The organism is Sphingopyxis sp. GW247-27LB, from assembly GCF_002277025.1.
Classification (GTDB): Bacteria; Pseudomonadota; Alphaproteobacteria; order Sphingomonadales; family Sphingomonadaceae; genus Sphingopyxis.
Genome location: NZ_NIWD01000002.1, coordinates 544,609 through 567,279, shown reverse-complemented (window position 1 = coordinate 567,279; position 22,671 = coordinate 544,609). Strand labels below are relative to the sequence as shown.

Annotated in this window: 17 protein-coding genes; 4 read left to right on the top strand and 13 right to left on the bottom strand. The window is 66.2% G+C overall.

Going from position 1 to position 22,671, the window contains the following annotated elements; all coding sequences use genetic code 11:
• Positions 1 to 22 precede the first annotated feature (22 nt).
• On the bottom strand, positions 23 to 1,678 hold the full coding sequence (locus CD928_RS02780) for an electron transfer flavoprotein-ubiquinone oxidoreductase (protein WP_095385207.1): 1,656 nt from the start codon (positions 1,676 to 1,678) through the stop codon (positions 23 to 25).
• Positions 1,679 to 1,797: 119 nt separating this feature from the next.
• Here CD928_RS02780 and CD928_RS02775 point away from each other — a divergent pair, with 119 nt between their 5' ends.
• The 4 genes from CD928_RS02775 (at position 1,798) to CD928_RS02760 (ending at position 6,114) form a co-directional block, all read left to right on the top strand.
• Complete coding sequence (locus CD928_RS02775; protein ID WP_095384522.1) at positions 1,798 to 2,586, top strand: uracil-DNA glycosylase family protein; 789 nt, start codon at positions 1,798 to 1,800, stop codon at positions 2,584 to 2,586.
• Between the two features lie 3 nt (positions 2,587 to 2,589).
• On the top strand, positions 2,590 to 4,359 hold the full coding sequence (locus CD928_RS02770) for a lytic transglycosylase domain-containing protein (RefSeq protein ID WP_095384521.1): 1,770 nt from the start codon (positions 2,590 to 2,592) through the stop codon (positions 4,357 to 4,359).
• A complete protein-coding gene (gene moaB, locus CD928_RS02765) occupies positions 4,349 to 4,873 on the top strand; it encodes a molybdenum cofactor biosynthesis protein B (protein ID WP_095385204.1) in 525 nt (174 codons plus the stop codon). Before CD928_RS02770 ends, moaB begins: the two co-directional genes overlap by 11 nt.
• A gap of 179 nt (positions 4,874 to 5,052) precedes the next feature.
• A complete protein-coding gene (locus CD928_RS02760) occupies positions 5,053 to 6,114 on the top strand; it encodes a PA0069 family radical SAM protein (RefSeq protein WP_141237076.1) in 1,062 nt (353 codons plus the stop codon).
• A gap of 25 nt (positions 6,115 to 6,139) precedes the next feature.
• Here CD928_RS02760 and CD928_RS02755 read toward each other — a convergent pair whose 3' ends face one another.
• From CD928_RS02755 to nuoL, 12 genes are all read right to left on the bottom strand, one after another.
• Positions 6,140 to 7,744 (bottom strand): long-chain fatty acid--CoA ligase, encoded by a 1,605-nt coding sequence (locus CD928_RS02755; RefSeq protein ID WP_095385198.1) that lies wholly within the window; start codon positions 7,742 to 7,744, stop codon positions 6,140 to 6,142.
• Positions 7,745 to 7,853: 109 nt separating this feature from the next.
• Positions 7,854 to 11,345: a DNA polymerase III subunit alpha gene (gene dnaE / locus CD928_RS02750; RefSeq protein ID WP_095384520.1), complete on the bottom strand. Its 3,492-nt coding sequence runs from the start codon at positions 11,343 to 11,345 to the stop codon at positions 7,854 to 7,856.
• Between the two features lie 79 nt (positions 11,346 to 11,424).
• Positions 11,425 to 11,901, bottom strand: a complete 477-nt coding sequence (locus CD928_RS02745) for a glutathione peroxidase (RefSeq protein ID WP_095384519.1) — start codon at positions 11,899 to 11,901, stop codon at positions 11,425 to 11,427.
• A 27-nt stretch (positions 11,902 to 11,928) separates the two neighbouring features.
• The gene (locus CD928_RS02740) at positions 11,929 to 12,606 is read right to left on the bottom strand and encodes an ABC transporter ATP-binding protein (protein ID WP_095384518.1); all 678 of its coding nucleotides are present in this window, start codon (positions 12,604 to 12,606) and stop codon (positions 11,929 to 11,931) included.
• Entirely contained in the window at positions 12,599 to 13,849 is a 1,251-nt protein-coding gene (locus CD928_RS02735) for a lipoprotein-releasing ABC transporter permease subunit (protein ID WP_095384516.1), read from the bottom strand. Before CD928_RS02735 ends, CD928_RS02740 begins: the two co-directional genes overlap by 8 nt.
• Positions 13,850 to 14,218: 369 nt before the next feature.
• Positions 14,219 to 14,479, bottom strand: a complete 261-nt coding sequence (locus tag CD928_RS02730; protein ID WP_095384514.1) for a DUF1467 family protein — start codon at positions 14,477 to 14,479, stop codon at positions 14,219 to 14,221.
• A 21-nt stretch (positions 14,480 to 14,500) separates the two neighbouring features.
• Positions 14,501 to 16,135, bottom strand: a complete 1,635-nt coding sequence (locus CD928_RS02725; protein WP_095384511.1) for a ribonuclease J — start codon at positions 16,133 to 16,135, stop codon at positions 14,501 to 14,503.
• Positions 16,132 to 16,917, bottom strand: coding sequence for a type III pantothenate kinase (locus CD928_RS02720; RefSeq protein ID WP_095384507.1), 786 nt, complete (start codon positions 16,915 to 16,917; stop codon positions 16,132 to 16,134). Before CD928_RS02720 ends, CD928_RS02725 begins: the two co-directional genes overlap by 4 nt.
• Positions 16,918 to 16,919: 2 nt before the next feature.
• Positions 16,920 to 17,723 carry a biotin--[acetyl-CoA-carboxylase] ligase gene (locus CD928_RS02715; protein WP_095384504.1) on the bottom strand — a complete coding sequence of 268 codons (804 nt, stop codon included), beginning with the start codon at positions 17,721 to 17,723 and terminating at the stop codon, positions 16,920 to 16,922.
• Entirely contained in the window at positions 17,645 to 19,084 is a 1,440-nt protein-coding gene (gene nuoN / locus CD928_RS02710) for an NADH-quinone oxidoreductase subunit NuoN (protein WP_095384501.1), read from the bottom strand. Before nuoN ends, CD928_RS02715 begins: the two co-directional genes overlap by 79 nt.
• The gene (locus tag CD928_RS02705) at positions 19,081 to 20,622 is read right to left on the bottom strand and encodes an NADH-quinone oxidoreductase subunit M (RefSeq protein ID WP_095384499.1); all 1,542 of its coding nucleotides are present in this window, start codon (positions 20,620 to 20,622) and stop codon (positions 19,081 to 19,083) included. Before CD928_RS02705 ends, nuoN begins: the two co-directional genes overlap by 4 nt.
• On the bottom strand, positions 20,619 to 22,667 hold the full coding sequence (nuoL, locus tag CD928_RS02700) for an NADH-quinone oxidoreductase subunit L (protein ID WP_095384496.1): 2,049 nt from the start codon (positions 22,665 to 22,667) through the stop codon (positions 20,619 to 20,621). Before nuoL ends, CD928_RS02705 begins: the two co-directional genes overlap by 4 nt.
• Positions 22,668 to 22,671: the final 4 nt, after the last annotated feature.

Here is a 22,671-nt window from a genome sequence, read left to right as displayed (position 1 = left end):
GATCGCAAGGGAACGAACGGGCTTACATGTTCGGGTAATTGGGGCCTCCGCCGCCTTCGGGAGTGACCCAGTTGATATTCTGGGTCGGGTCCTTGATGTCGCACGTCTTGCAATGGACGCAATTCTGCGCGTTGATCACGAACTTCGGGTCGCCTTCCTCGGCGCCGACGATCTCATAGACCCCGGCGGGGCAATAACGCTGCGCGGGTTCGTCGTAGAGCGGCAGGTTATACTCGACCGGGATGGTCGGATCCTTGAGCTGCAGGTGGACCGGCTGATCCTCCTCATGATTGGTGTTCGACAGAAACACCGAGGACAGGCGGTCGAAGGTCAGCACCCCGTCGGGCTTCGGATAGTCGGGCTTCGGCATCATGTCGGCGCGGTAGAGCGTCGTATTGTCCGGATGATGCTTCATCGTGAACGGCACTTTGATCTTCAGCGTCTCGAGCCACATGGTGATGCCCGACAGGATCGTGCCCGCGAGGTCGCCATATTTCTCGACCAGCGGCAGCACGTTGCGGACGACGCTCAGCTCCTTCTTGACCCAGCTGTCGTCATAGGCCGCCTGATAGGCGTCGAGCGTATCGCCGGCGCGACCCGCGTTCACCGCGGCGAAGGCCGCCTCGGCCGCCATCATCCCCGATTTCATGGACGTGTGCGTGCCCTTGATGCGCGGCACGTTGAGGAAGCCGGCGCTGTCACCGATCAGCGCGCCGCCCGGGAAGGCGAGCTTCGGCACCGACTGATAGCCGCCGTCGCTGATCGCGCGCGCGCCATAGGAGACGCGTTTGCCGCCCTTCAATATCTTCGCGATCTCGGGATGCGTCTTCCACTTCTGCATTTCCTGGAAAGGCGAAGTGTGCGGGTTGCGATAGTTGAGCCAGGTGACGAAGCCCAGGGCGACCTGCCCGTTCGCCTGGTGATAGAGGAAGCCGCCGCCGTTCGAATTCGCATCGAGCGGCCAGCCCTGCGTGTGGATGACGCGGCCCGGCGCGTGGTTCGCGGGGTCGATGTCCCACAACTCCTTGACGCCGAGGCCATAGACCTGCGGCTCGCAATCGGCGTCGAGCGCGAATTGCGGCTTGAGCATCTTGGTGAGGTGCCCGCGCACGCCTTCGGCAAAGAAGGTGTATTTGGCGTGGAGCTCGAGCCCGGGCGCATAGTCCGGCTTGTGGCTTCCGTCGCGCGCCACGCCCATGTCGCCGGTCGCAACGCCCTTCACCGAGCCGTCGTCGTTGTAGAGGATCTCGGCGGCCGGGAATCCGGGGAAAATTTCGACCCCCAGCCCCTCGGCCTGCTCGGCGAGCCAGCGGCAGAGATTGCCGAGGCTGCCGGTATAGGTGCCCTTGTTGTGCATGAAACCGGGCGAGATGAATTCGGGGAGGCCGAACTTCTTGCTTTTGGTCAGCACCCAATGCTGGTTGTCGTTCACCGGCACCTCGGCGAGCGGACAGCCCATGTCGCGCCAGTCGGGGATCAGTTCGTCGAGCGACTTGGGGTCGATGACCGCCCCCGACAGGATATGCGCGCCGACCTCGGATCCTTTTTCGAGGATGCAGACCGACAGTTCGCTACCCGCCTCATTCGCCAGCTGCTTGAGGCGGATCGCCGCCGAAAGCCCCGCCGGACCCGCGCCGACGATGACCACGTCATAGGGCATCGATTCCCGTTCGCTCACCGATAATACCTTTCTGCCGTCCCCGCGCCGATCATTCATCGCGTCCGGCGCTCATTTTGTCACGAATTGCGATGCCCGCCAATTGACGCGTCCGTCAACTGCCTGTTTGAAACAAATTCATGGGTGGGCAGAAATCGGTCTTGCTGGCGGAAAGCATCTGCGACTGGTGGTCGCTGGCGGGGGTCGACGCGCTCGTCGGCGAAACGCCTGCGGGCTGGCTTGTCGCGCCGCCCGCGAACGATCCGGCGCCCAAGCCCCGACCCGTGATCGCCGCCGAAGCGGAACCTCCGCCCTTGCCCGCCGCGCTCCAGCGTCGCGCCGCGGACGAAGACGTTCCGGCGGCCAAGGGCCCTGTCGCCTTTCCCGACGATTGGGACGGCTTCCAGTCATGGCTTGCGGACCATCCCGACGTGCCGGGCAGCCAATGGGACGCGCGCCGCGTCCTGCCCGTCGGTGCGCGCGGCGCGCCGTTGATGCTGCTGACCGCCTGGCCCGAGATCGACGACCAGCGCGACGGCGAATTGTTCAGCGGTGCGGCCGGCAAGCTGCTCGACGCGATGCTGCAGGCGATCGGCACCACGCGCGCCGACTGCTATCTCGCCAGCCTCGCGGTCACGCGACCCCCGGGCGGACGCTGCGACGCGCGCGACGCCGGCGAACTCGAACGGCTGCTGTCGCATCATCTGAAGCTCGCCGGTCCCGGCAAGCTGCTGCTGATCGGAAGCGACATCGTGCGGATGGCGGCGAACCTCGCGCTCCCCGATGCACGCGGAAGGTTACTCGATGTTAACCATTCGGGCGGCAGGGTGGCGGCGGCAGCCATCGCGCATCCGGCGATGCTGCTGACCCGTCCGGCCCACAAGGCGGCCGCGTGGGATAGCCTCAAACTGTTCAACCGGGGACGTTGACAGATGAAGACTTCGATCGCGGCTTTCGCCGCTCCGCTCCTTCTCGCCGCCGCGGCGGCCGCTTCGCCCGCGATGGCGACCGATGCCGGCGGCCCCGGCATGGTCGGCGCGCCGCAGACGGTGCCCGACATCCTGTCGTCGAAGCAGAAGCAATATTATTCGCAGGTTCTCGCGGCGATCCGCGGCCAGCGCTGGGCCGACGCGAAATCCTTGCTCGCCGACGCCAGGGACGGCCCGCTCGACGATTTCCTGCGCGCCGAATATTGGCTCGCCGCGAATAGCCCGCGCGCCGAAATCACCGACATCATGCCGATCCTCTCGCGCTCGCCGTGGCTGCCGCAGGCGGCGCAGCTCGGCCGGCTCGCGACCCGGCGCGGCGCGACCGATCTGCCGACCCTCCCCGCCGAAACCACCCTCTCCTGGTCGGGCAGCGCGCCGCGCCGCCTCGGCGCCGATTCGGTCAGCGATCCGTTCGCGGCGGGCCTCGCGACCAGCATCCCCGAACGCATCAAGAACGACGACCCCGCGGGCGCAGAGGCGCTGCTCAACGCGGTGATCGACAAGCTCAGCCCCGAGGCGCGCGACGAATGGCGGCAGAAGGTCGCCTGGTCCTATTATATCGAGAATGACGACGCGAATGCGCTGCGCATGGCGACCGATTGCACCGGCGGGCAGAGCGCCTGGTCGACGCAGGGCGCCTGGGTGCGCGGGCTCGCGTCGTGGCGCATGCACGATTATGCCACCGCGCTCACCGCCTTCGACCGCGTCGCGAAGGAAGCCCCCGACAGCGAACTGCGCGCTGCCGGTTACTATTGGTCGGCGCGCGCCGCGATCGCGTCCGCCCGGCCCGAACTGGTCCAGCCGCGGCTGCGCGCCGCCGCCGCGAACCAGGAGACCTTCTACGGCCTGCTCGCCAAGGAAACGCTGGGCCAGGAAGCCGCGAGCCAGCGCGAAAGCCTGCGCCCCGATCGCAGCGCCTGGCGCGCGCTCGAAAAGCAGCCCAATGTCCGTGCCGCGATAGCGCTCACCGAGATCGGCGAGGACAATTATGCGGGCGAGGCTCTGCGCCGCCAGGCGCAAGTCGGCGATCCGCGCCAGCACGAGCAATTGATCGGCATGGCGGAAGCATTGAGCCTGCCCGAAACCCAGCTCTGGCTCGCGCACAACACGCCGCAGGGCCGCAAGCTCGCCGCGTCGACGCGCTATCCGCAGCCCAAGTGGGAACCCAATGGCGGCTGGAAGGTAGATCCGGCGCTGGTCTTTGCCCATACGCTGCAGGAATCGCGCTTCCGCCGCGCCGTCGTCAGCCCGGCCGGCGCCTATGGGCTGATGCAGGTACGCCCCGGCACCGCGGGCGATATCGCCCGCTGGGACGGCGACAAGATCAAGGCCGCGCTCGCCGATCTCAAGACCCCGTCGGTCAACATGGACCTCGGCCAGCGCTACCTTCAGTATCTGAGCCGCGACGCCTCGACCGGCGGGCTGCTGCCCAAGGTCATCGCCGCCTATAACGCCGGTCCCGCGCCCGTCGCGCGCTGGCAGACCGAGATCCGCGATCAGGGCGATCCTCTGCTTTACATGGAATCGATCCCCTATTGGGAAACGCGCGGCTATGTCGGCACGGTGCTGCGCAACTACTGGATGTACGAGGCGCAGCAGGGCAAGCCATCGGTCAGCCGCGCCGCGCTCGCGCAGGGCAAATGGCCGCGCTTTCCCGACGGAAAGGATCGCATCCGGCTGACCTGGGCCGGCGGCCTTGCCGATGCCGATTGACCCGGCCCTGCCTTTCAAGCCCGTTCGCATCGCGATCCTGACGATTTCGGACAGCCGCAGCGCGGCGGAGGACCGATCGGGCGACACGCTCGAGGAATTGCTGTCCAGCGCAGGACATGTGCTCGCCGCGCGCGCGATCATTCGCGACGAGGCCGACCTGATCGTCTCGCGCCTCCACAACTGGATCGACGATCCCGAAGTCGACGTCGTGATCACCACCGGCGGCACCGGTCTCACCGGCCGCGACGTGACGCCCGAGGCGCTACGCCGCCTCGATGGCAAGGACATCCCCGGCTTCGGCGAGTTGTTCCGCTGGCTCAGCTATCAGACAATCGGCACCTCGACGATCCAGTCACGCGCCTGCGCGGTCGTCGCGCGCGGAACCTATATCTTCGCGCTGCCCGGATCGACGGGCGCGGTGAAGGACGCGTGGGAGGGCATATTGTCGACCCAGCTCGATAGCCGGCACAAGCCCTGCAACTTCGTCGAGCTGATGCCGCGATTGATGGAATAGGCCAGCTTCTCTCCTTTTCGTCGCCCCGGGCTCGATCCGGGGTCCATCAATTACCGCCGTCAAATGGGTGCCGGATCGCGTCCGGCATGGCGACGAACGCAAGCCTTCTGTCGTTTGTTCTTTATTTGTTCTCATTCTTGCGATAGCTTTGGCCGGTGCCCACAAAGCCCCTGCCTCCCATCGCCGGCCGCGGCGCGCCGGCGAATCCGCGTCCCGTTCGCACGGGCTCGCTCGACCGCGAGGCCGACGGCGACTGGCTCGATGCGGCGGAGGATATCGACGGCATGCCGCCGCGACTGCGCTCCACAGTGACGGTCGAGCATCCAAAAACGATCATCGCCCGCAACGCCTCTCCCGACATCGGATTCGACCGCTCGATCAACCCCTATCGCGGCTGCGAGCATGGCTGCATCTATTGCTTCGCGCGCCCGACCCACGCTTTCCACGATCTTTCGCCCGGCCTCGATTTCGAGAGCAGGCTGTTCGCCAAGCCCGATGCGGCCAGGCTGCTGCGGCAGGAACTGGCAAAGCGCAATTACAAGGCCGCGCCGCTCGCGATCGGGACCAACACCGACGGATATCAGCCGATCGAGCGCGAATGGCGCATCACCCGGTCGGTCGTCGAGGTGCTCGCCGAAACGCGGCATCCGCTGCTGATCACCACCAAGTCCGACCGGCTGCTTCGCGACATCGACCTGCTCGCGCAGATGGCGAAGGACGATCTCGTCGGCGTCGCCATTTCGGTAACGACGCTGGACCCCAAGATCGCCCGCACCCTCGAACCGCGCGCGCCGCATCCGCGGCGGCGTCTCGCGGCCATCCGCGCGCTGATCGACGCGGGCGTGCCGACGCAGGTCAACATCTCGCCGATCATCCCCGCGATCACCGATCACGAAATCGAGGCGATCATGGCCGCCGCCGCCGAAGCCGGGGCGATCCGTGCCTCCTACATATTGATGCGCCTGCCCTTCGAGGTCGCGCCCCTCTTTCGCGCATGGCTCGCCGCCCATTACCCCGACCGCGCCGACAAGGTCATGCACATGGTCCAGGACATTCGTGGCGGCCGCGACAACGACCCCGGCTTCTACAGCCGCATGAAGGGGCGCGGCATCTGGCCGCAGTTGATCCGCCAGCGCGTCAAGCGCGCCGCGCGCGAGCACGGCATGGACCGGAGCTTCCCGCCGATCCGCAGCGACCTGTTCAGGCCGCCCGAAAGGGACGGACAGATGGAGCTGTTCTAGACGCCGTCGCCCGGCGGCGATCCGGTCACGCCTCCGCCAGCGACTTCAGCTTGTAATCCTTGTAATCGTCGCGAAGCTGGCGCTTCAAAATCTTGCCGGTGGCGGTGTGGGGAAGCTCGTCGACGAAGACGATCTCGTCGGGCAGCCACCATTTGGCGACCTTGTCCTTCAGATAGCCGACGATGCTCGCTTCGCTCGCGTCGGAGCCCGGCTTGCGCACGATCAGCAGGATCGGCCGCTCGTCCCATTTGGGGTGATAGACGCCGACCGCCGCGGCCTCCTGCACCCCTGGCGCGCCGACCGCGGCGTTTTCGAGTTCGATCGAGCTGATCCATTCGCCGCCCGACTTGATGACGTCCTTGGCGCGGTCGGTGATCTGCATGACCCCGTCGGGATGGATCACCGCGACGTCGCCGGTGTCGAACCAGCCCTCGGCATCGGCGGCATCGGTTTCGCCCCGGAAATAGCGCCGAATGATCCACGGCCCGCGAATCTGGAGCCGCCCGCTCGTCTGCCCGTCGCGCGGCAGGACCTTGTCCGCATCGTCGACGATCCGCAGCTCGACCCCGAACGGCGGGCAACCCTGGCGGCAGATGACATCGACCTGCTCGTCAAAGCTCAGTTCGTCCCAATTCCACGGACGCCGGCCCATCGTTCCGATCGGGCTGGTTTCGGTCATCCCCCAGGCGTGCCCGACATAGACGCCCGCCTTCATGAAACGCTCGATCATCGCGCGCGGCGCCGCCGATCCGCCGATGATGACGTGCTGTAGCACGCCATAATCGATGCCCGTCGCGTCCATGTGCGCGAACATGGCGAGCCACACCGTGGGCACCCCCGCGCTGTGCGTGACGCCTTCGCCGTGCATCAGCTCGCACAGCAACTGCGCGTCGTTGGTCGCCGAAAACACCATTTTCGCTCCCACCGTCGCCGCGGCGAAAGGAATGCCCCAGCTGTTGGCATGGAACATCGGCACGATCGGCAGAACCACGCTGCGGTTCGACAGGTTGAACGCATCGGGCTGGATCTCGGTGACCGCGTGAATGACGTTGGAGCGGTGCTCGTAGAGCACGCCCTTGGGATTGCCGGTGGTGCCGCTGGTATAGCAGAGCCCCACCGGGTCGCGCTCGTCGAGGTCGACCCAGGCGAACGCCGCGTCCCCGCCAGCGATCAGGTCGTGGTAGGAGAGATAGCCGTCCTGGGCCGGCGCGTCGAACAGGATGAAATGTTCGACGCTCTTCAATTCGGGCCGCAGCCGCTCGACGATCGGCAGGAAAGCCGCGTCGAAGAACAGCACCCGGTCCCCGGCATGATTGATGATGTAGATGAGCTGCTCGTCGAACAGCCGCGGGTTCACGGTATGCAGCACGCCGCCCATCCCCGCGGTGCCGTACCAGCTGACGAGATGATGGCCGTGGTTCATCGCCAGCGTCGCGATCCGGTCACCCTTCGTCATGCCGAGCCCGGTCAGCGCCGAGGCGAAGCGGCGCGCATCGGCCCCCACCTCGCCCCAGGTCGAGCGGGTCACGCTGCCGTCGGCCCAGCGCGAAACGATCTCGCGTCCCGCATGCTCGCGCGCGGCGTGGTCGATCAGGCTGGTGACGAGAAGCGGCTGGCCTTGCATTCCCATAATCGGCATCCTCTTATTGCTGTTGCATAAGGGATAAGCGCGATTGCGCGCCGTGCAAGCGTCAAGCGCACGCAAAGAGGGCCGTTGTGACGCGCGAGGGCGCGCAGGGTCAGCCGCGCGCCCGGAAATCGCGCGGTGTGAAGAGCGACAGCGACGGTTCGGCGACGCCGCCCACCAGCTCGAGCCGCGCGACGACATCGGGGCCGAGCGCGAAATTCCGGCCGAGGCTGACCCGCACCGGATTGCCGGTGAGCGGATCGTCGGTGGTGATGACGATCCGCCCGCGCGCATCGTCGCGCCGTTCGCATATCCGCACCATATCGTCGATCGCGCTCGCCAGTTCGACGCGGCAGGTCAGTTGCAGCGCCGCGGTCGCCGCGATATCCGCGAGCGACTGCGCGCCGCGCACGGTGACACGCGGTGTTTCCTCGCCTTCGAGCAGGTCAAGTTCGACCGACAACAGCGCGCAGCCGCCGTCGGCGGCGAGCGATTCCAGTGTCTTGCCCGCCTGCTCGTCGAAACAGCTCGACTGGAACTGACCGCTGCGATCGGACAATGTCAGGTTGAGAAAGCGATTGCCGCGCTGCGACACGCGCGGGCGCGCGCTTTCGACCATCGCCGCCATCGTCATCGGAATCCGCGTCCCGGGCGTCATTTCGACCGTCTCGCAGATATCGCCATAGGTGCGCGCGCCGCGCGCCGCGACGATCGCCTCATATTGCTCGACCGGATGCGCCGAGAAATAGAAGCCGAAAGCGTCCTTTTCCTTCCCCATCCGCTCGGCGAGCGTCCAGGGTTCGGCAGCGGGAAGCTGGAGCACCGGCGCGAGGTCGACGTCGCCGCCGAACAGCCCACCCTGCCCCGTCGAGCGCTCGTGCGCCGAGGCGTTGGCGCAGGCGAGCAGCGCTTCGGCGCCCGCGAAGGCGCGCGGGCGGTCGGGTTCGATGCCGTCGAACGCGCCCGCCCCCGCCAGCGCCTCGATCTGCCGGCGATTGAGCAGCTTGGGGTCGATGCGGCCCGCGAAATCGTCGAGACTCGCGAAATCGCCGCGCGCCCGCCGCTCGGCCACCAGTTCCTCCATCGCCCGCTCGCCGACCCCCTTGAGCGCGCCCAGCGCATAGCGCACCGCGAGCCCCTCATCGGTGCGTCCGACCGAGAAATCGGCTTCGCTCTCATTCACCGAGGGCGGCGCGACCGCGATGTCGAGCCGCCGCATATCATCGATGAAGATCGACAATTTGTCAGTCTGGTGGCTGTCGAACGACATCGACGCGGCGAAGAATTCGTGCGGATGATGCGCCTTCAGCCATGCCGTCTGATAGGCGAGCAGGGCATAGGCCGCGGCGTGGCTCTTGTTGAAACCATAGCCCGCGAACTTGTCGATCAAGTCGAACAGTTCGTTCGCCTTTTTCGCATCGATTCCATTATGTTCGCCGCAACCCTTCACAAAGGTTTCGCGCTGGGCGTCCATCTCGGCCTGGATCTTCTTGCCCATAGCGCGGCGCAGGAGATCGGCGCCGCCGAGGCTGTAGCCGGCGAGGATCTGCGCCGCCTGCATCACCTGTTCCTGATAGACGAAGATGCCGTAGGTTTCGGCGAGGATGCCTTCGAGCAGGGGATGCGGATAGGCGATCGCCTCGCGACCGTTCTTGCGCGCGCCGAACAGCGGAATATTGTCCATCGGCCCCGGGCGATAGAGCGCGACGAGCGCGATGATGTCGCCGAAATTGGTCGGCTTCACCGCCGACAGCGTGCGCCGCATCCCTTCGGATTCGAGCTGGAACACCCCGACCGTGTCGCCGCGCTGGAGAAGCTCGTAAACCCCCGGATCGTCCCAGCCGAGCTGGTCGAGATCGACGTCGACCCCGCGAAGCGCGAGCAGCCGCCGCGCCTCCTTCAGCACCGACAGCGTCTTGAGGCCCAGGAAGTCGAATTTCACCAGCCCCGCGCTCTCGACATATTTCATGTCGAACTGGGTCACCGGCATGTCGGAACGCGGGTCGCGATAGAGCGGGACGAGCTGGTCGAGCGGCCGATCGCCGATCACCACCCCCGCCGCGTGGGTCGAGCTGTGCCGCGGCAAGCCTTCGAGCTGGCGCGCCATGTCGAACAGGCGCCGGACGCCGTCGTCCTGCTTATATTCGGTCATCAGCTCGCTGACGCCGTTCAGCGCGCGTTCGAGCGTCCAGGGATCGGTCGGATGATTGGGCACCAGCTTGGCGAGCCGGTCGACCTGGCCATAGCTCATCTGGAGCACGCGACCGGTGTCCTTGAGCACCGCGCGCGCCTTCAGCTTACCGAAGGTGATGATCTGCGCCACCGTGTCGCGGCCATATTTCTCCTGCACATAGCGGATCACCTCGCCGCGCCGCGTTTCGCAGAAGTCGATGTCGAAGTCGGGCATCGACACGCGCTCGGGGTTGAGGAATCGTTCGAAGAGCAAGCCCAATTTCAGGGGATCGAGATCGGTGATGGTGAGCGCCCACGCGACGACCGAGCCCGCGCCCGAGCCGCGCCCCGGCCCCACCGGAATATCGTGCGACTTCGCCCATTTGATAAAATCGGCGACGATCAGAAAATAGCCCGGAAACCCCATCTGGGTGATGACGCCAACTTCGAAATCGAGCCGTTCGGCATAAGCCTGCCGCTCTTCGTCGGTCAGCTCGGGATGGATCGCGAGCCGCGCGTCGAGTCCCTCGCGCGCGTCGCGCGCCAGCTGCGCCGCCTCACCCTCGCGATCGCCCGCGAGGCTCGGCAGGATCGGCGCGCGCTTGGGCGCCATGAAGGCGCAGCGCTGCGCGATGACGAGCGTGTTGCGCATCGCCTCGGGCAGATCCGAAAAGGCATCCTCCATCGCCTCGGCGGGCTTCAGCCACGCCTCGGGGCTCGACACCCGCCGGTCCTCGCTCTCGACATAGGCCGACTGCGCGATACACAGCATCGCATCGTGCGCGGGGTGGAACTGCGGTTCGACGAAATTGGCGGGGTTGGTCGCGACCAGCGGCAGCGCGCGCGCATAGGCCATGTCGATCAGCGCATTTTCGGCCACCACCTCGGCCGCGTCGCCGCGGCGCGACAGCTCGATATAAAGCCGGTCCCCGAACAGCGCCTCGAGCTGTTCGACATAATCGTCTGCCGCGGTTTTCTGTTCGTCGGCGAGCAGCCGCGCCAGCGCACCCTCGCCGCCGCCAGTCAGGCAGATCAGCCCGTCGGTCCGCCCGGCGAGCGCCGACAGCGCGACGTGCGGATCCTGCTCGACCGGACGATCGAGGTGCGCCGCCGACACCAGCGCGCACAGATTGTCATAGCCCTTGTCGTCCTGCGCATAGAGCGCGATCCAGTCGATCAACGGCGCGCCGTTCGCCAATCGCTGCCCCGGCCGCGCGATGCTGAGCAGCGCCCCGATGATCGGCTGCACCCCCGCTGCCTTGCACGCCTCGCCGAACGCCATGACGCCGTAGAGCCCGTTGCGGTCGGCGACCGCGATCGCCGGAAAGCCGCGGTCGCGCGCGGCTTTCGCAATCGCCTTGGGCTCGATCGCCCCCTCCAGCATGGTGAAACTGGAAAAGACGCGCAGGGGAACGAAGGGGCTGTAGGCCATGGCGGCGACGCTAGGCGGAAGGGACGATTCGGGGAAGACCCAACTCACCCCTCCTCTGAAGAGGAGGGGATTCACCCGATCAACCCAGCAATTCCTCTATCTCTTTCCTGAGCTGCTCGGGCTTCGTCGTCGGCGCGTGGCGCGACATCACCTTGCCGTCGCGGTCGACCAGGAATTTGGTGAAATTCCACTTGATCCCGCTGCCGAGCAGGCCCGACTTCTCATCCTTCAGATGCTTGAAGATCGGGTCGGCGTCGCTGCCGTTGACGTCGATTTTCGCCATCACCGGAAAGGTCACGTCGTAGGTGAGCGAACAGAAGTTCGCGATCTCGTCGGCATCGCCCGGTTCCTGCGCGCCGAACTGGTTGCACGGAAAGGCCAGCACCTCGAACCCGCGATCCTGGTAATCGCGATACAGTTCCTCCAGCCCCTCATATTGCGGGGTGAAGCCGCATTTCGATGCGGTGTTGACGATCAGCAGCACCTTGCCGCGGTAATCCGCCATCGATTGCGTGCCGCCGCCGGGCAGCGGTGCGGAAAGATCGTAAAGCGCCATGGTCACTCCCCTCCTGTCGGCGCCAGCCTACGCCTCGATATGCCCCTCGTGCAAGCGCAGCACGCGGTCCATCTTCGCCGCGAGCCGTTCATTGTGCGTCGCGACGAGCGCCGCCGAGCCGTGATCGCGGACCAGCTTCACGAACTGGTCGAACACCCGGTCGGCGGTAGCCTCGTCAAGGTTGCCCGTCGGCTCGTCGGCGAGCACCAGCAGCGGCCGGTTCGCGAGCGCGCGCGCCACCGCGACGCGCTGCTGCTCGCCGCCCGACAGCTTGCTCGGCTTGTGATGCAGTCGCTCGGCCAGACCCAGTCGCCCGAGCAGGTCGGCGGCGCGTTCCTCGGCATCGGCCTGTTCCGCGCCGCGGATGAGCTGCGGCAGCACGACATTCTCGATCGCGTTGAAATCGGGAAGCAGGTGGTGGAACTGATAGACGAAGCCGATCTTCTCGCGCCGCGCCTTCGTCCGCTCGCCCTGGCTCAGCCGCGTGACATCCTCGCCGTCGATTCGGATCGTCCCGCCGAAACCGCCTTCGAGCAGGCCTACCGCCTGCAGCATCGTCGATTTGCCCGATCCCGACGGGCCGAGCAGCGCGACGATCTCGCCGCGCTCCAGGCTCGCATCGACGCCGCGCAGCACGTCGATCGTGACCTCGCCCTGGGTGAAGCTGCGCTTGAGGCCCGCGAGTTCGAGCACGACGTCACTCATAGCGCAGCACCTGCACGGGGTCGGTATTCGCCGCCTTGAACGCGGGATAGAGCGTCGCGAGGAAGCTGAAGACGATCGCCATCACCGCGATGCCGACGATTTCGAACGGGTCGGGCTTCGACGGCAGCTCGGAGAGGAAGCGGATCGAGGGATCCCACAGCGGCTGGCCGGTGATGAACTCGGCACCGCGCAGCACGCCCTGGCGGAAATAGAGCAGGCCGAACCCGATCACCATGCCGAAGATCGTGCCCGCGATGCCGATCGACAGGCCGATCGCCATGAAGATGCGCAGCACCGCGTCGCGCGGCGCGCCCATCGTGCGGAGGATCGCCATGTCGCGCGTCTTCGCGCGCACCAGCATGATCAGCGAGGAGACGATGTTGAACGCCGCGACGAGCACGATCAGCGACAGGATCACGAACATCGCGACCCGCTCGACCGACAGCGCCTCGAACAGACTGGAATTCATCGAGCGCCAGTCGGAAATGACCGCCTGCGACGCGAGCTTTTCGGCAAGCGGCTGCAGGATCGTCCCCACCTTGTCGGGATCGGTGGTCTTGATCTCGATCATCCCGATCTGGTCGCCGGTGAGCAGGAGGAGCTGCGCATCCTCCATCGGCATGACGACATAGGCCTTGTCGAAGTCATAGACGCCAATCTCGAACACCGCCGACACGCGATAGCCGATCTCGCGCGGCACGGTGCCAAAGGGTGTCGAGCGGCCTGCGGGGTTGATGATCGTCAGCGTCGATCCGACCTGCGCGCCCAGGTTGCGCGCCAGTTCGCTGCCGATCGCGACATTGCCCGATCCCGGGGTCAGCGTGTCGAGGCTGCCTTGCAGCACCTTGCCGTTGAGCGTCTCGTTGCGACGAATATCGGGCACCAGCATCCCGCGCGCCAAAATGCCCTCGACGCGGCCGTTCGAGGTCGCGAGCAAGGGCTGTTCGATCAGCGGGGTCGCCGACACCACCCCCGGCGTCGCGCGCGCCTGTTTCAGAACGTCCTGCCAGTCGTCGAGCCGCCCGCCGAAGCCCTGCACCACCGCATGGCCATTGAGCCCGACGATCTTGTCGAACAGGTCGGCGCGCACCCCGTTCATCACGCTCATCACGATCACCAGCGCCGCGACGCCCAGCGTCACCGCGATAAAGCTGAACGCCGCCGCGACGAAGATGAACCCCTCGCCCCGCTGCGGCAACATGTAACGTTTGAAGATGGTGCGCTCGTAAGGACGCAGGATCATCGGTCGAAAGGTCCTTCAGAACGCGTGCATGGCGATACACATGCGGCCGCTTTAAGGGCGCGCCGCGCCGCTGGCAATGGCCGCCCCGCGCAGCATTGTTGCGAACAATTCGCGAAAACCTGTTGCCCATCGGCCACAGGGCGAAGCAAAAGCGGCGTCTGCGCACTCGCCGAGGGTGACAAAGCCCCCCGATCGACGTAGCCCATCATCTTCTGGTTCAAGCGGCGAAAGGCCCGGTGCCAGGGAGTGCAGGCCATTCGCCTGGCCTGCGCAAAAGGGGGATGGCGAGTGTTCGTCACAGGCGCCCGGGTCTCGAACGAGGCCCGGGCGTTGTGATTCCAGGCGGCCGCCTCGCGTTCCGGCGAAGCCCTACGCCCGTCCGCTCAGCACGTCCGGGTCGACCCATCCGCGAACATAGGCGACATAATAGATCACGAAGCCGATCGTCGCCACGATCGTCATCTGCGCCAGGATGCGTAGCGGACGAAAGCTCGCGGGAGCGCCCGGTTCCTGCCCTTCGACCAGCGGCACCGCGTCGTCCTCGGCCTTGCGGCCGTGGAACGGCAACACGAAAAAGGCGCTGAACGCCCAGAAGAGCAGATAGATGGCGAGCGCCGAGGTCCATTTCATTGCGATTGCTCCCCTGCCCGATCAGATATCGACGAGCATGACGTCGACGACGGGCTTTTTCCCGGTCCAGTCGGTCGCGATCCGCCGCACGCCGAGGCGGATCGCCTCGCGCAGCTTTTCCTGGTCGCGCGCGGGACCGGTCGCGGCCTGTTCGGCGGCTTCGCGCATTTCATCGACGAAGGCTTCGCGTTCGTCCTCGACCGGGACCCCGCGGTAGCTGATCGCGCTCTCGATGAACCGGTTGTCCGAGAAGATCGCGGCGACCGAGATATGCCCGTTGAGCGCGAGCTTCCGGCGCTCGTTGATCGTCTCGCCGTCGGCGGGCAGGATGACGTCGCCGTCGAGGATCAGGCGGCCCGAGCGGACACGCTCGAGGATTTTCGCCGGCCCCGGCGCGAGACGGACGAGGTCGCCATTTTCCTGCACCAGCGCATCGGGAACGCACTTTTCGAGCGCGAAGCGCGCCTGTTCGTGCATATGACGGATCTCGCCGTGCACCGGCACGACGAGCTTCGGCCGCAGCCAGCCATAGAGCGCCGCGAGCTCGGGCTGGCCGGGGTGGCCGCTGACGTGGATATGCGCCTGCTTCTCGGTGACCGTCAGCACGTCTTTCGCCGCGAGCTGGTTCATGATCCGCCCGATCGCGACCTCGTTGCCCGGAATCTGTTTCGACGAGAAGACGACGGTGTCGCCTGCCTCGAGCTTGATCTGGTGGACGTCGCCGGCCATGCGCGCGAGCGCGGCGCGCGGTTCGCCCTGCCCGCCCGTCGCGATCACCATGACCTTGTCGCGGGGCAGCCGCATCGCCTCGTCGAAATCGACCGTCGGCGGAAAATCCTTGAGATAGCCGACCGAGCGCGCAACGCCGAGGATGCGGTCGAGCGAGCGCCCGGCGACGCAGAGGCTGCGCCCGGTCGCCTTCGCGACCGCGCCCAGCGTCGCCAATCGCGCGGCGTTGGACGCGAAGGTGGTGACGACCACCCTGCCCTTCGCCGCGCCGACTGCCGCCTGCAGCCCTGCGCGCAAGGCGCCCTCGCTGCCCGAGGCTTCGGCGTTGAAAGCGTTGGTCGAATCGCAGACGAGCACGTCGATGCCCTCGTCGCCGATCGCGGTCAGCGCCGCGGCGGTCGCGGGAGTGCCGAGGATCGGCTCCTCGTCGAGCTTCCAGTCGCCGGTGTGAAAAATGCGGCCATAGGGTGTATCGATCACCACCGCGCTCATTTCCAGGATCGAATGGGCGAGCGGGACGAGGCGGATACCGAAGGGGCCGAGGGTGAAGCTGTCGTCGATGTCGACGACCTTGATCTCGACCTCTTTCTCCAGCCCCTCTTCGGCCAGCTTGTGCGCGATCAGCCCCGCGGTGAAGCGGTTGGCGTAGAGCGGCACGCCGAGGTCGGCGGCGAGATAGGGGATGGCGCCGATATGATCCTCGTGCCCGTGGGTCAGCACGATGCCGAGCAGATCGTTCTTGCGGTCCTCGATGAATTCGAGGTCGGGCATGACGATGTCGATGCCGGGATAATCCTGGCTGCCGAAGGTCACGCCGAGGTCGAGCATGATCCACTTGCCGTCGCAGCCATAGAGATTGGCGTTCATGCCGATCTCGCCCGACCCGCCGAGCGCGAGGAAAAGCAGCTCTTTGCCGGGTTTCGTCATTGGCCGGTGCTCCGCTGGTTATAGAGGTGCATCAGGCCGTTCAACGTCAGATCGGGTTCGATGCGGTCGAACAGATGCGCGTGTTCTTCGAACAGGGTGGCGAGGCCGCCGGTCGCGATGACGGTCATCGGCTTGCCGACCTCGGCCTTCATCCGCGCGATCAGCCCCTCGATCATAGCGACATAGCCCCAATAGACCCCGATCAGCATCTGGCTTTCGGTCGTGCGACCGATGACACTGCCGCTCGCCGGCGCTTCGATCGCGATGCGCGGCAGTTTCGCCGCCGCGGCGACCAGCGCTTCGAGGGAGAGATTGACCCCCGGCGCGATGATCCCGCCGAGATAGCCGCCCTCGGGGCCGATATGGTCGAAGGTCGTCGCGGTCCCGAAGCTGATGACCAGCTTGTCCTTGCCCGGCGCGATCGCCTGCGCCGAAATGGCATTGCACGCGCGATCTGCGCCCACCGCCTGCGGCTCGTCGACCTTGAGCGCGATGCCCCAACTCACCGGGTCGCGGCCCGCGATCAACGCCTCGACCCCGAAATATTTGTCGGCGAGCAAGCGCAGGTTATGAAGCGCGCGCGGCACCACGGTCGAGATGATCACCGCGTCGACGTCGGCGCGGTCGTGCCCTTCGATGCGCAGGAGCTGGTCGAGCCAGACCATATATTCGTCCGCGGTGCGGCGATCGTCGGTCGCGATCCGCCAGCGCGCCAGCAGTTCGGTGCCGCGAAACAGCGCGAATTTGGCGTTGGTGTTGCCGACATCGATCGCGAGCAGCACGGTTATTCCCCTTTATCGACCGGGCGGCGAAGCTCGACGTCGCCCGCATGGATCAGCATGACCGCCCCGTCCGCGCGGCGCAAGCGCAGCGCGCCGTCGGGCGCGAGGCCATCGAACGTCCCGTCGATGCCCTGTTCCGACACGCGAAGCGGCGTTCCGACCGGATGGCCGAGCGGCAGCCAGGCGCGGACGATGCTTTCGACGCCTTCCTGTCGCCAGCTGCGGAGCGCATCGACCAGCGCGATCACCAGCGCGTCGGCGAAGCGGTCGCGATCGATCGCCGCGCCGCCGTCCGCAAAACAGAAGGTCTTGCGGTCGGGCAGATCGGGTGCCGAGACCAGATTGACCCCGATACCGATCACGACAGCGTTGCCGCCGCGTTCAAGCAATATGCCCGAGCATTTCGCGCCGTCGACGAGCAGGTCGTTCGGCCATTTGAGCTGGAGCGGAACCCCTGGCGCAAAGGCTTTCACCACCTTCGCCAGCGCGACAGCGACGACGAGCGCCAGCGTCGCGGGCGACGGATCGCCGGCGGTGAGCTGCACGACGGTCGAGCCCATGAAATTGCCCTGCCCGTCGCCCCAGGGGCGACCGAGCCTCCCGCGCCCGGCGGTCTGCCGGTCGGCGACGAGCCAATGCCCCTCACCGACATGCTCGCCGCGCGCGAGCCGCGCCAGCATGTCGGCGTTGGTCGAACCCGTCTCGGCGATCCGCTCGATCGGCGCGATCAGAACAGCACCGAAGCGGCGCTCGCCGCGGCCACCGCCAGCATCGGGATGAACAGATAGCCGATCACCGACAGCCACAGCGCGCTGACCGCGATCACCGCGCCCTCGATCCGCGACCCGTCATTGCGGATCGCCGACTCGGCCTCGTCGTCGAAGAACATCGTCTTGACGATCGCGATATAATAGAAGGCGCCGATCACCGACACGACGACACCGGCGACCGCCAGCGGCACGAGCCCCGCGTTCACCGCGGCCTCGAACACCAGATACTTCGGCCAGAAGCCGAATAGCGGCGGGATCGCGGCGAGGCTGAACAGGAACACCGCCATCGCCGCGGCCAGCCCCGGCTGGCGCTTCGACAGGCCGGCATAGGCCGGGATGCTCTCGACCATCCGCCCGTCGGCGTCGCGAAGCTGCATGACGAACAGGAAGGCGCCGATCGTCGTGACGACATAGACGAGCAGATAGGTCAGCACCGCTTCGACCCCCTGCTGCGTTCCCGCAGCGAGGCCGATCAGCATGAAGCCGACGTTGTTGATCGACGAATAGGCGAGCAGGCGCTTGATGTTCTTCTGCCCGATCGCGCCGACCGCGCCGAGGATGATCGAGGCGAGCGACAGGAAGATGATGATCTGCTGCCACGCCGCGAGCGCCGGGCCCGCCGGCCCCATCGCGTCGATCAGGACGCGCGTCAGCAGCGCCATCGCCGCGACCTTCGGCGCGCTGGCGAAGAAGGTCGTCACGGGGGTCGGCGCGCCTTCATAGACGTCGGGGGTCCACATGTGGAACGGCACGGCGCTGATCTTGAACGCAAGGCCCGCGATCACGAAGACGATGCCGAACAGCAGCCCGATATCGATCCCGCCGCCCATCGCGACCGCGACGCCGGCGAAATCGGTCGTGCCCGAAAAGCCGTAGAGCAGCGAGATGCCGAACAGCAATATGCCCGAGGCGAGCGCGCCGAGGACGAAATATTTGAGCCCCGCCTCGCTCGACCGGTCGTCGCTGCGCATGAAGCTGGCGAGCACATAGGAGGCGAGGCTGTTGAGTTCGAGCCCGACATAGAGCGTCATCAGGTCGCGCGACGAGGCCATGATGCCCATGCCGAGCGCCGCGAAGACGATCAGCGCCGAATATTCGGCGCGCATCGCCTCGCCGAAATAGCGCGGCGCGATCGCGATGCAGACGAAGCTCGCCGCATAGATGATGAGCTTGGCGAAACCGCCGAAACCGTCGACCGCCAGCGTGCCCGAAAAGACCGAAGCGTCGGTGCCGAACAGCGCCGCCACCGCGGCGGCCGCCGCTGCCAGCGTCAGCAGCGCGACGATCTGATAGAGCGCGACCCGGCGGTCGCCCGCGAAGGCGCCGAGCATCAGGGTGATCAGCCCGCCGATCGTCAGGATCAGCTCGGGCCAGATGAGCGCGAGGTCGGCGGTCATTGGACGCCTCCCCCATGATGCGCTTCGCCGTGCGGAGCAATCGCCTTGGGCTTGCCTGCCATGACATGCGCATCACCCGCGGGCTTCGCCGGGGCGAGCCGCGCGACCACCGTGGTCACGTCGCCGCGCATCGGCGCGAGGAAGCTCTCGGGATAGACACCCATCCATAGCGCGACCGCAGCGAGCGGCACGAAGATCGCCCATTCGCGGGGCGTGATGTCGGGCATGGCCTTCACATCGTCCTTGGTCAGTTCGCCGAACACGATGCGGCGATAGAGATAGAGCATGTAGGCGGCGCCGAGGATGATGCCGGTGGTGCAGACGAAGGCGGCCCAGCTCGACGCTTCATAGATGCCGGCGAGGCTCAGGAACTCGCCGACGAAGCCGCTCGTCCCCGGCAGCCCGATCGACGCCATGGTGAACAGCATGAAGAAAAGCGAATAGGCCGGCATGTTGACCGCGAGCCCGCCGTAGCGGCTGATCTCGCGTGTGTGCAGCCGGTCGTAGATCACCCCGACGCAGAAGAAGAGCGCGGCCGAGACGACGCCGTGGCTGAGCATGACGATCAGCGCGCCCTCGATGCCCTGCTGGTTGAAGGCATAGAGGCCCGCGGTGACGATCGCCATGTGCGCGACCGACGAGTAAGCGATCAGCTTCTTCATGTCGCTCTGCACCAGCGCGACGAGGCTGGTGTAGACCACCGCGACCATCGACAGCCCGAAGACGAGCCATAGGAACTGCGCCGAGGCGTCGGGGAACATCGGCATCATGAAGCGCAGGAAGCCGTAGGACCCCATCTTCAGCAGCACGCCCGCCAGGATCATCGAGCCCGCGGTCGGCGCCTGGACGTGCGCGTCGGGAAGCCAGGTGTGGACCGGCCACATCGGCATCTTGACCGCCATGCTCGCGAAGAAGGCGAGCCACAGCCAGGTCTGCATCTCGGGCGGGAAGTCGTAGTTCAAGAGGACCGGAATCTCGGTCGTCCCCGCTTCGCGGATCATCGCGATCATCGCGACGAGCATCAGCACCGAGCCGAGGAGCGTGTAGAGGAAGAATTTGAACGCCGCATAGATGCGGTTCTGCCCGCCCCAGATGCCGATGATCAGATACATCGGGATCAGCACGCCCTCGAAGAAGATGTAGAACAGCAGCAGATCCTGCGCCGCGAAGACGCCGATCATGATGACTTCCATGATCAGGAACATCGCCATGTAGAGGCCGACGCGCTGCTTGATCGATTCCCAGCTCGCAAGGATGCACAGCGGCATCAGGAAGGTGCTGAGCACGATCAGCATCATCGCGACGCCGTCGACGCCGAGCGCCCACTGGAAACGGCCAAAGAGGTCGGCGCGCTCGACGAACTGCCACTGGGCGCCGCCGACGTCGAAATTCGCCCACAGCGCGATGCCGAGCGCGAGATCGACCAGCGTCGCCGCGAGCGCCACCTGCCGCGCGGGCTTGGCCTCGAGGAACAGGCAGAGGATGGCGGCGACCGTGGGGATCGCCAGCATCAGCGAAAGGATGGGAAGCCCGCTCACAGGAACCTCACCATCGCCCAGCTGGCGAGGCCGACGAGACCGAGCAGCATCACGAACGCATATCCATAAACATAACCCGATTGCAGCCGGACCGCGAGCCGGGTCCCCCCTTGGACGAGCGCCGCGACGCCATCGGGACCGAAGCGGTCGATGGTGCCTTCATCCCCGCGCTTCCAGAAGAAGCGGCCGATCGCGAAGGCGGGCTTCACGAACAGGACGTTGTAGAGCTCGTCGAAATACCATTTGTTGAACAGGAATTTGTGGAGCAGCCCGAACTGCGCGACGAAGCGCGCCGGCAGTGCCGTGTTGCGGATATAGCTGTTCCACGCGATCACCAGCCCGATCGCCATCGCGGTGAAGGGCATCCATTTGATGATCGTCGGCACCTCGTGCGCGGCGTGCATCAGGTGCTCGTCGAACGCGATGCTGCCCTTCCAGAACGCCATCCCCTCTTCGGGATAGATGAACTGGTGGTTGAAGAGGAAGCCCGCGAACACCGCGCCGACCGACAGCACGCCGAGCGGAATCAGCATCGAGAGCGGGCTTTCGTGCGGGTGATAGCCCGCGGTGCCCTCGTGCGCGTCCGCGGCGTGGGCGTGATGAATATCGTCGCCCGAATGCTCGTCCGCCGGGTGATCGTGATGATCGCCGTGCACCGCGTGCTGGATATGCTCGCTCGCGGCCCAGCGCGGCTTGCCGAAGAAGGTCAGGAAGACGAGGCGCCACGAATAGAAGCTCGTCAGCAGCGCCGCGAAGGTGCCGACCCAGAAGGCGACCTGGCCGCCGCCGCCCGAGGCATAGGCCGCCTCGAGGATGCCGTCCTTCGAATAGAAGCCGGCGAAGCCGAACACACCCGCGATGCCGACGCCGGTAATCGCCAGCGTCCCCGCCATCATCGCCCAATAGGTGAGCGGGATATGCTTCCGAAGGCCACCATAATAGCGCATGTCCTGCTCGTGGTGCATCGCGTGGATGACCGAGCCGGCGCCGAGGAACAGCAAAGCCTTGAAGAAGGCGTGGGTGAACAGGTGGAACATCGCCGCGCCATAGGCGCCGACGCCCGCCGCGAAGAACATGTAGCCGAGCTGGCTGCAGGTCGAATAGGCGATGACGCGCTTGATATCCCATTGCGTTGTGCCGACCGTCGCGGCGAACAGGCAGGTCGCGGCGCCGACGAAGGTGACGACGCCGAGCGCGACCGGCGCGGCCTCGAACATCGGCGACAGGCGACAGACCATGAACACGCCAGCGGTCACCATCGTCGCGGCGTGGATCAGCGCGCTGACCGGGGTCGGGCCTTCCATCGCGTCGGGAAGCCAGGTGTGCAGCCCGAGCTGCGCCGACTTGCCCATCGCGCCGATGAACAGCAGCAGGCAGAGCACGGTCATCGTGTCGAACCGGTGGCCCAGGAAGCCGATCGTCGAGCCCGCCATGCCCGGCGCCGCGGCCAGGATCTCGGGGATCGACACGGTGTTGAACACCAGGAAGGTGCCGAAGATACCGAGCATGAAGCCGAGGTCGCCGACGCGGTTGACGACGAATGCCTTGATCGCGGCGGCGTTGGCGCTCGGCTTCTTGTACCAGAAGCCGATGAGCAGATAGGAGGCGAGACCGACGCCTTCCCAGCCGAAGAACATCTGGACGAGGTTGTTCGCGGTCACCAGCATCAGCATCGCGAAGGTGAAGAGCGACAGATAGGCGAAGAAGCGCGGCTGGTCCGGGTCCTCCTCCATATAGCCCCAGCTGTAGAGGTGGACGAGCGCCGACACCGTCGTGATCACGACGAGCATCACCGACGTCAGCGTGTCGACGCGCAGTTCCCAGTTGAACTGGAGCGCGCCCGACGAGACCCAGTGGAGCACCGGCGTCACGCTCTCCTGGGCATGACCGCCCAGGAAGGACAGGAAGATCGGCCAGCTCAAAGCGCAGCTTGCGAACAGCGCGCCGGTCGTCACGACCTTCGACGCGGCCGTGCCGATGAAGCGCTGGCCGAGGCCTGCCACGAGAGCCGCGAGCAGCGGCAGGAAAACGATCGCCTGGATCACCGGT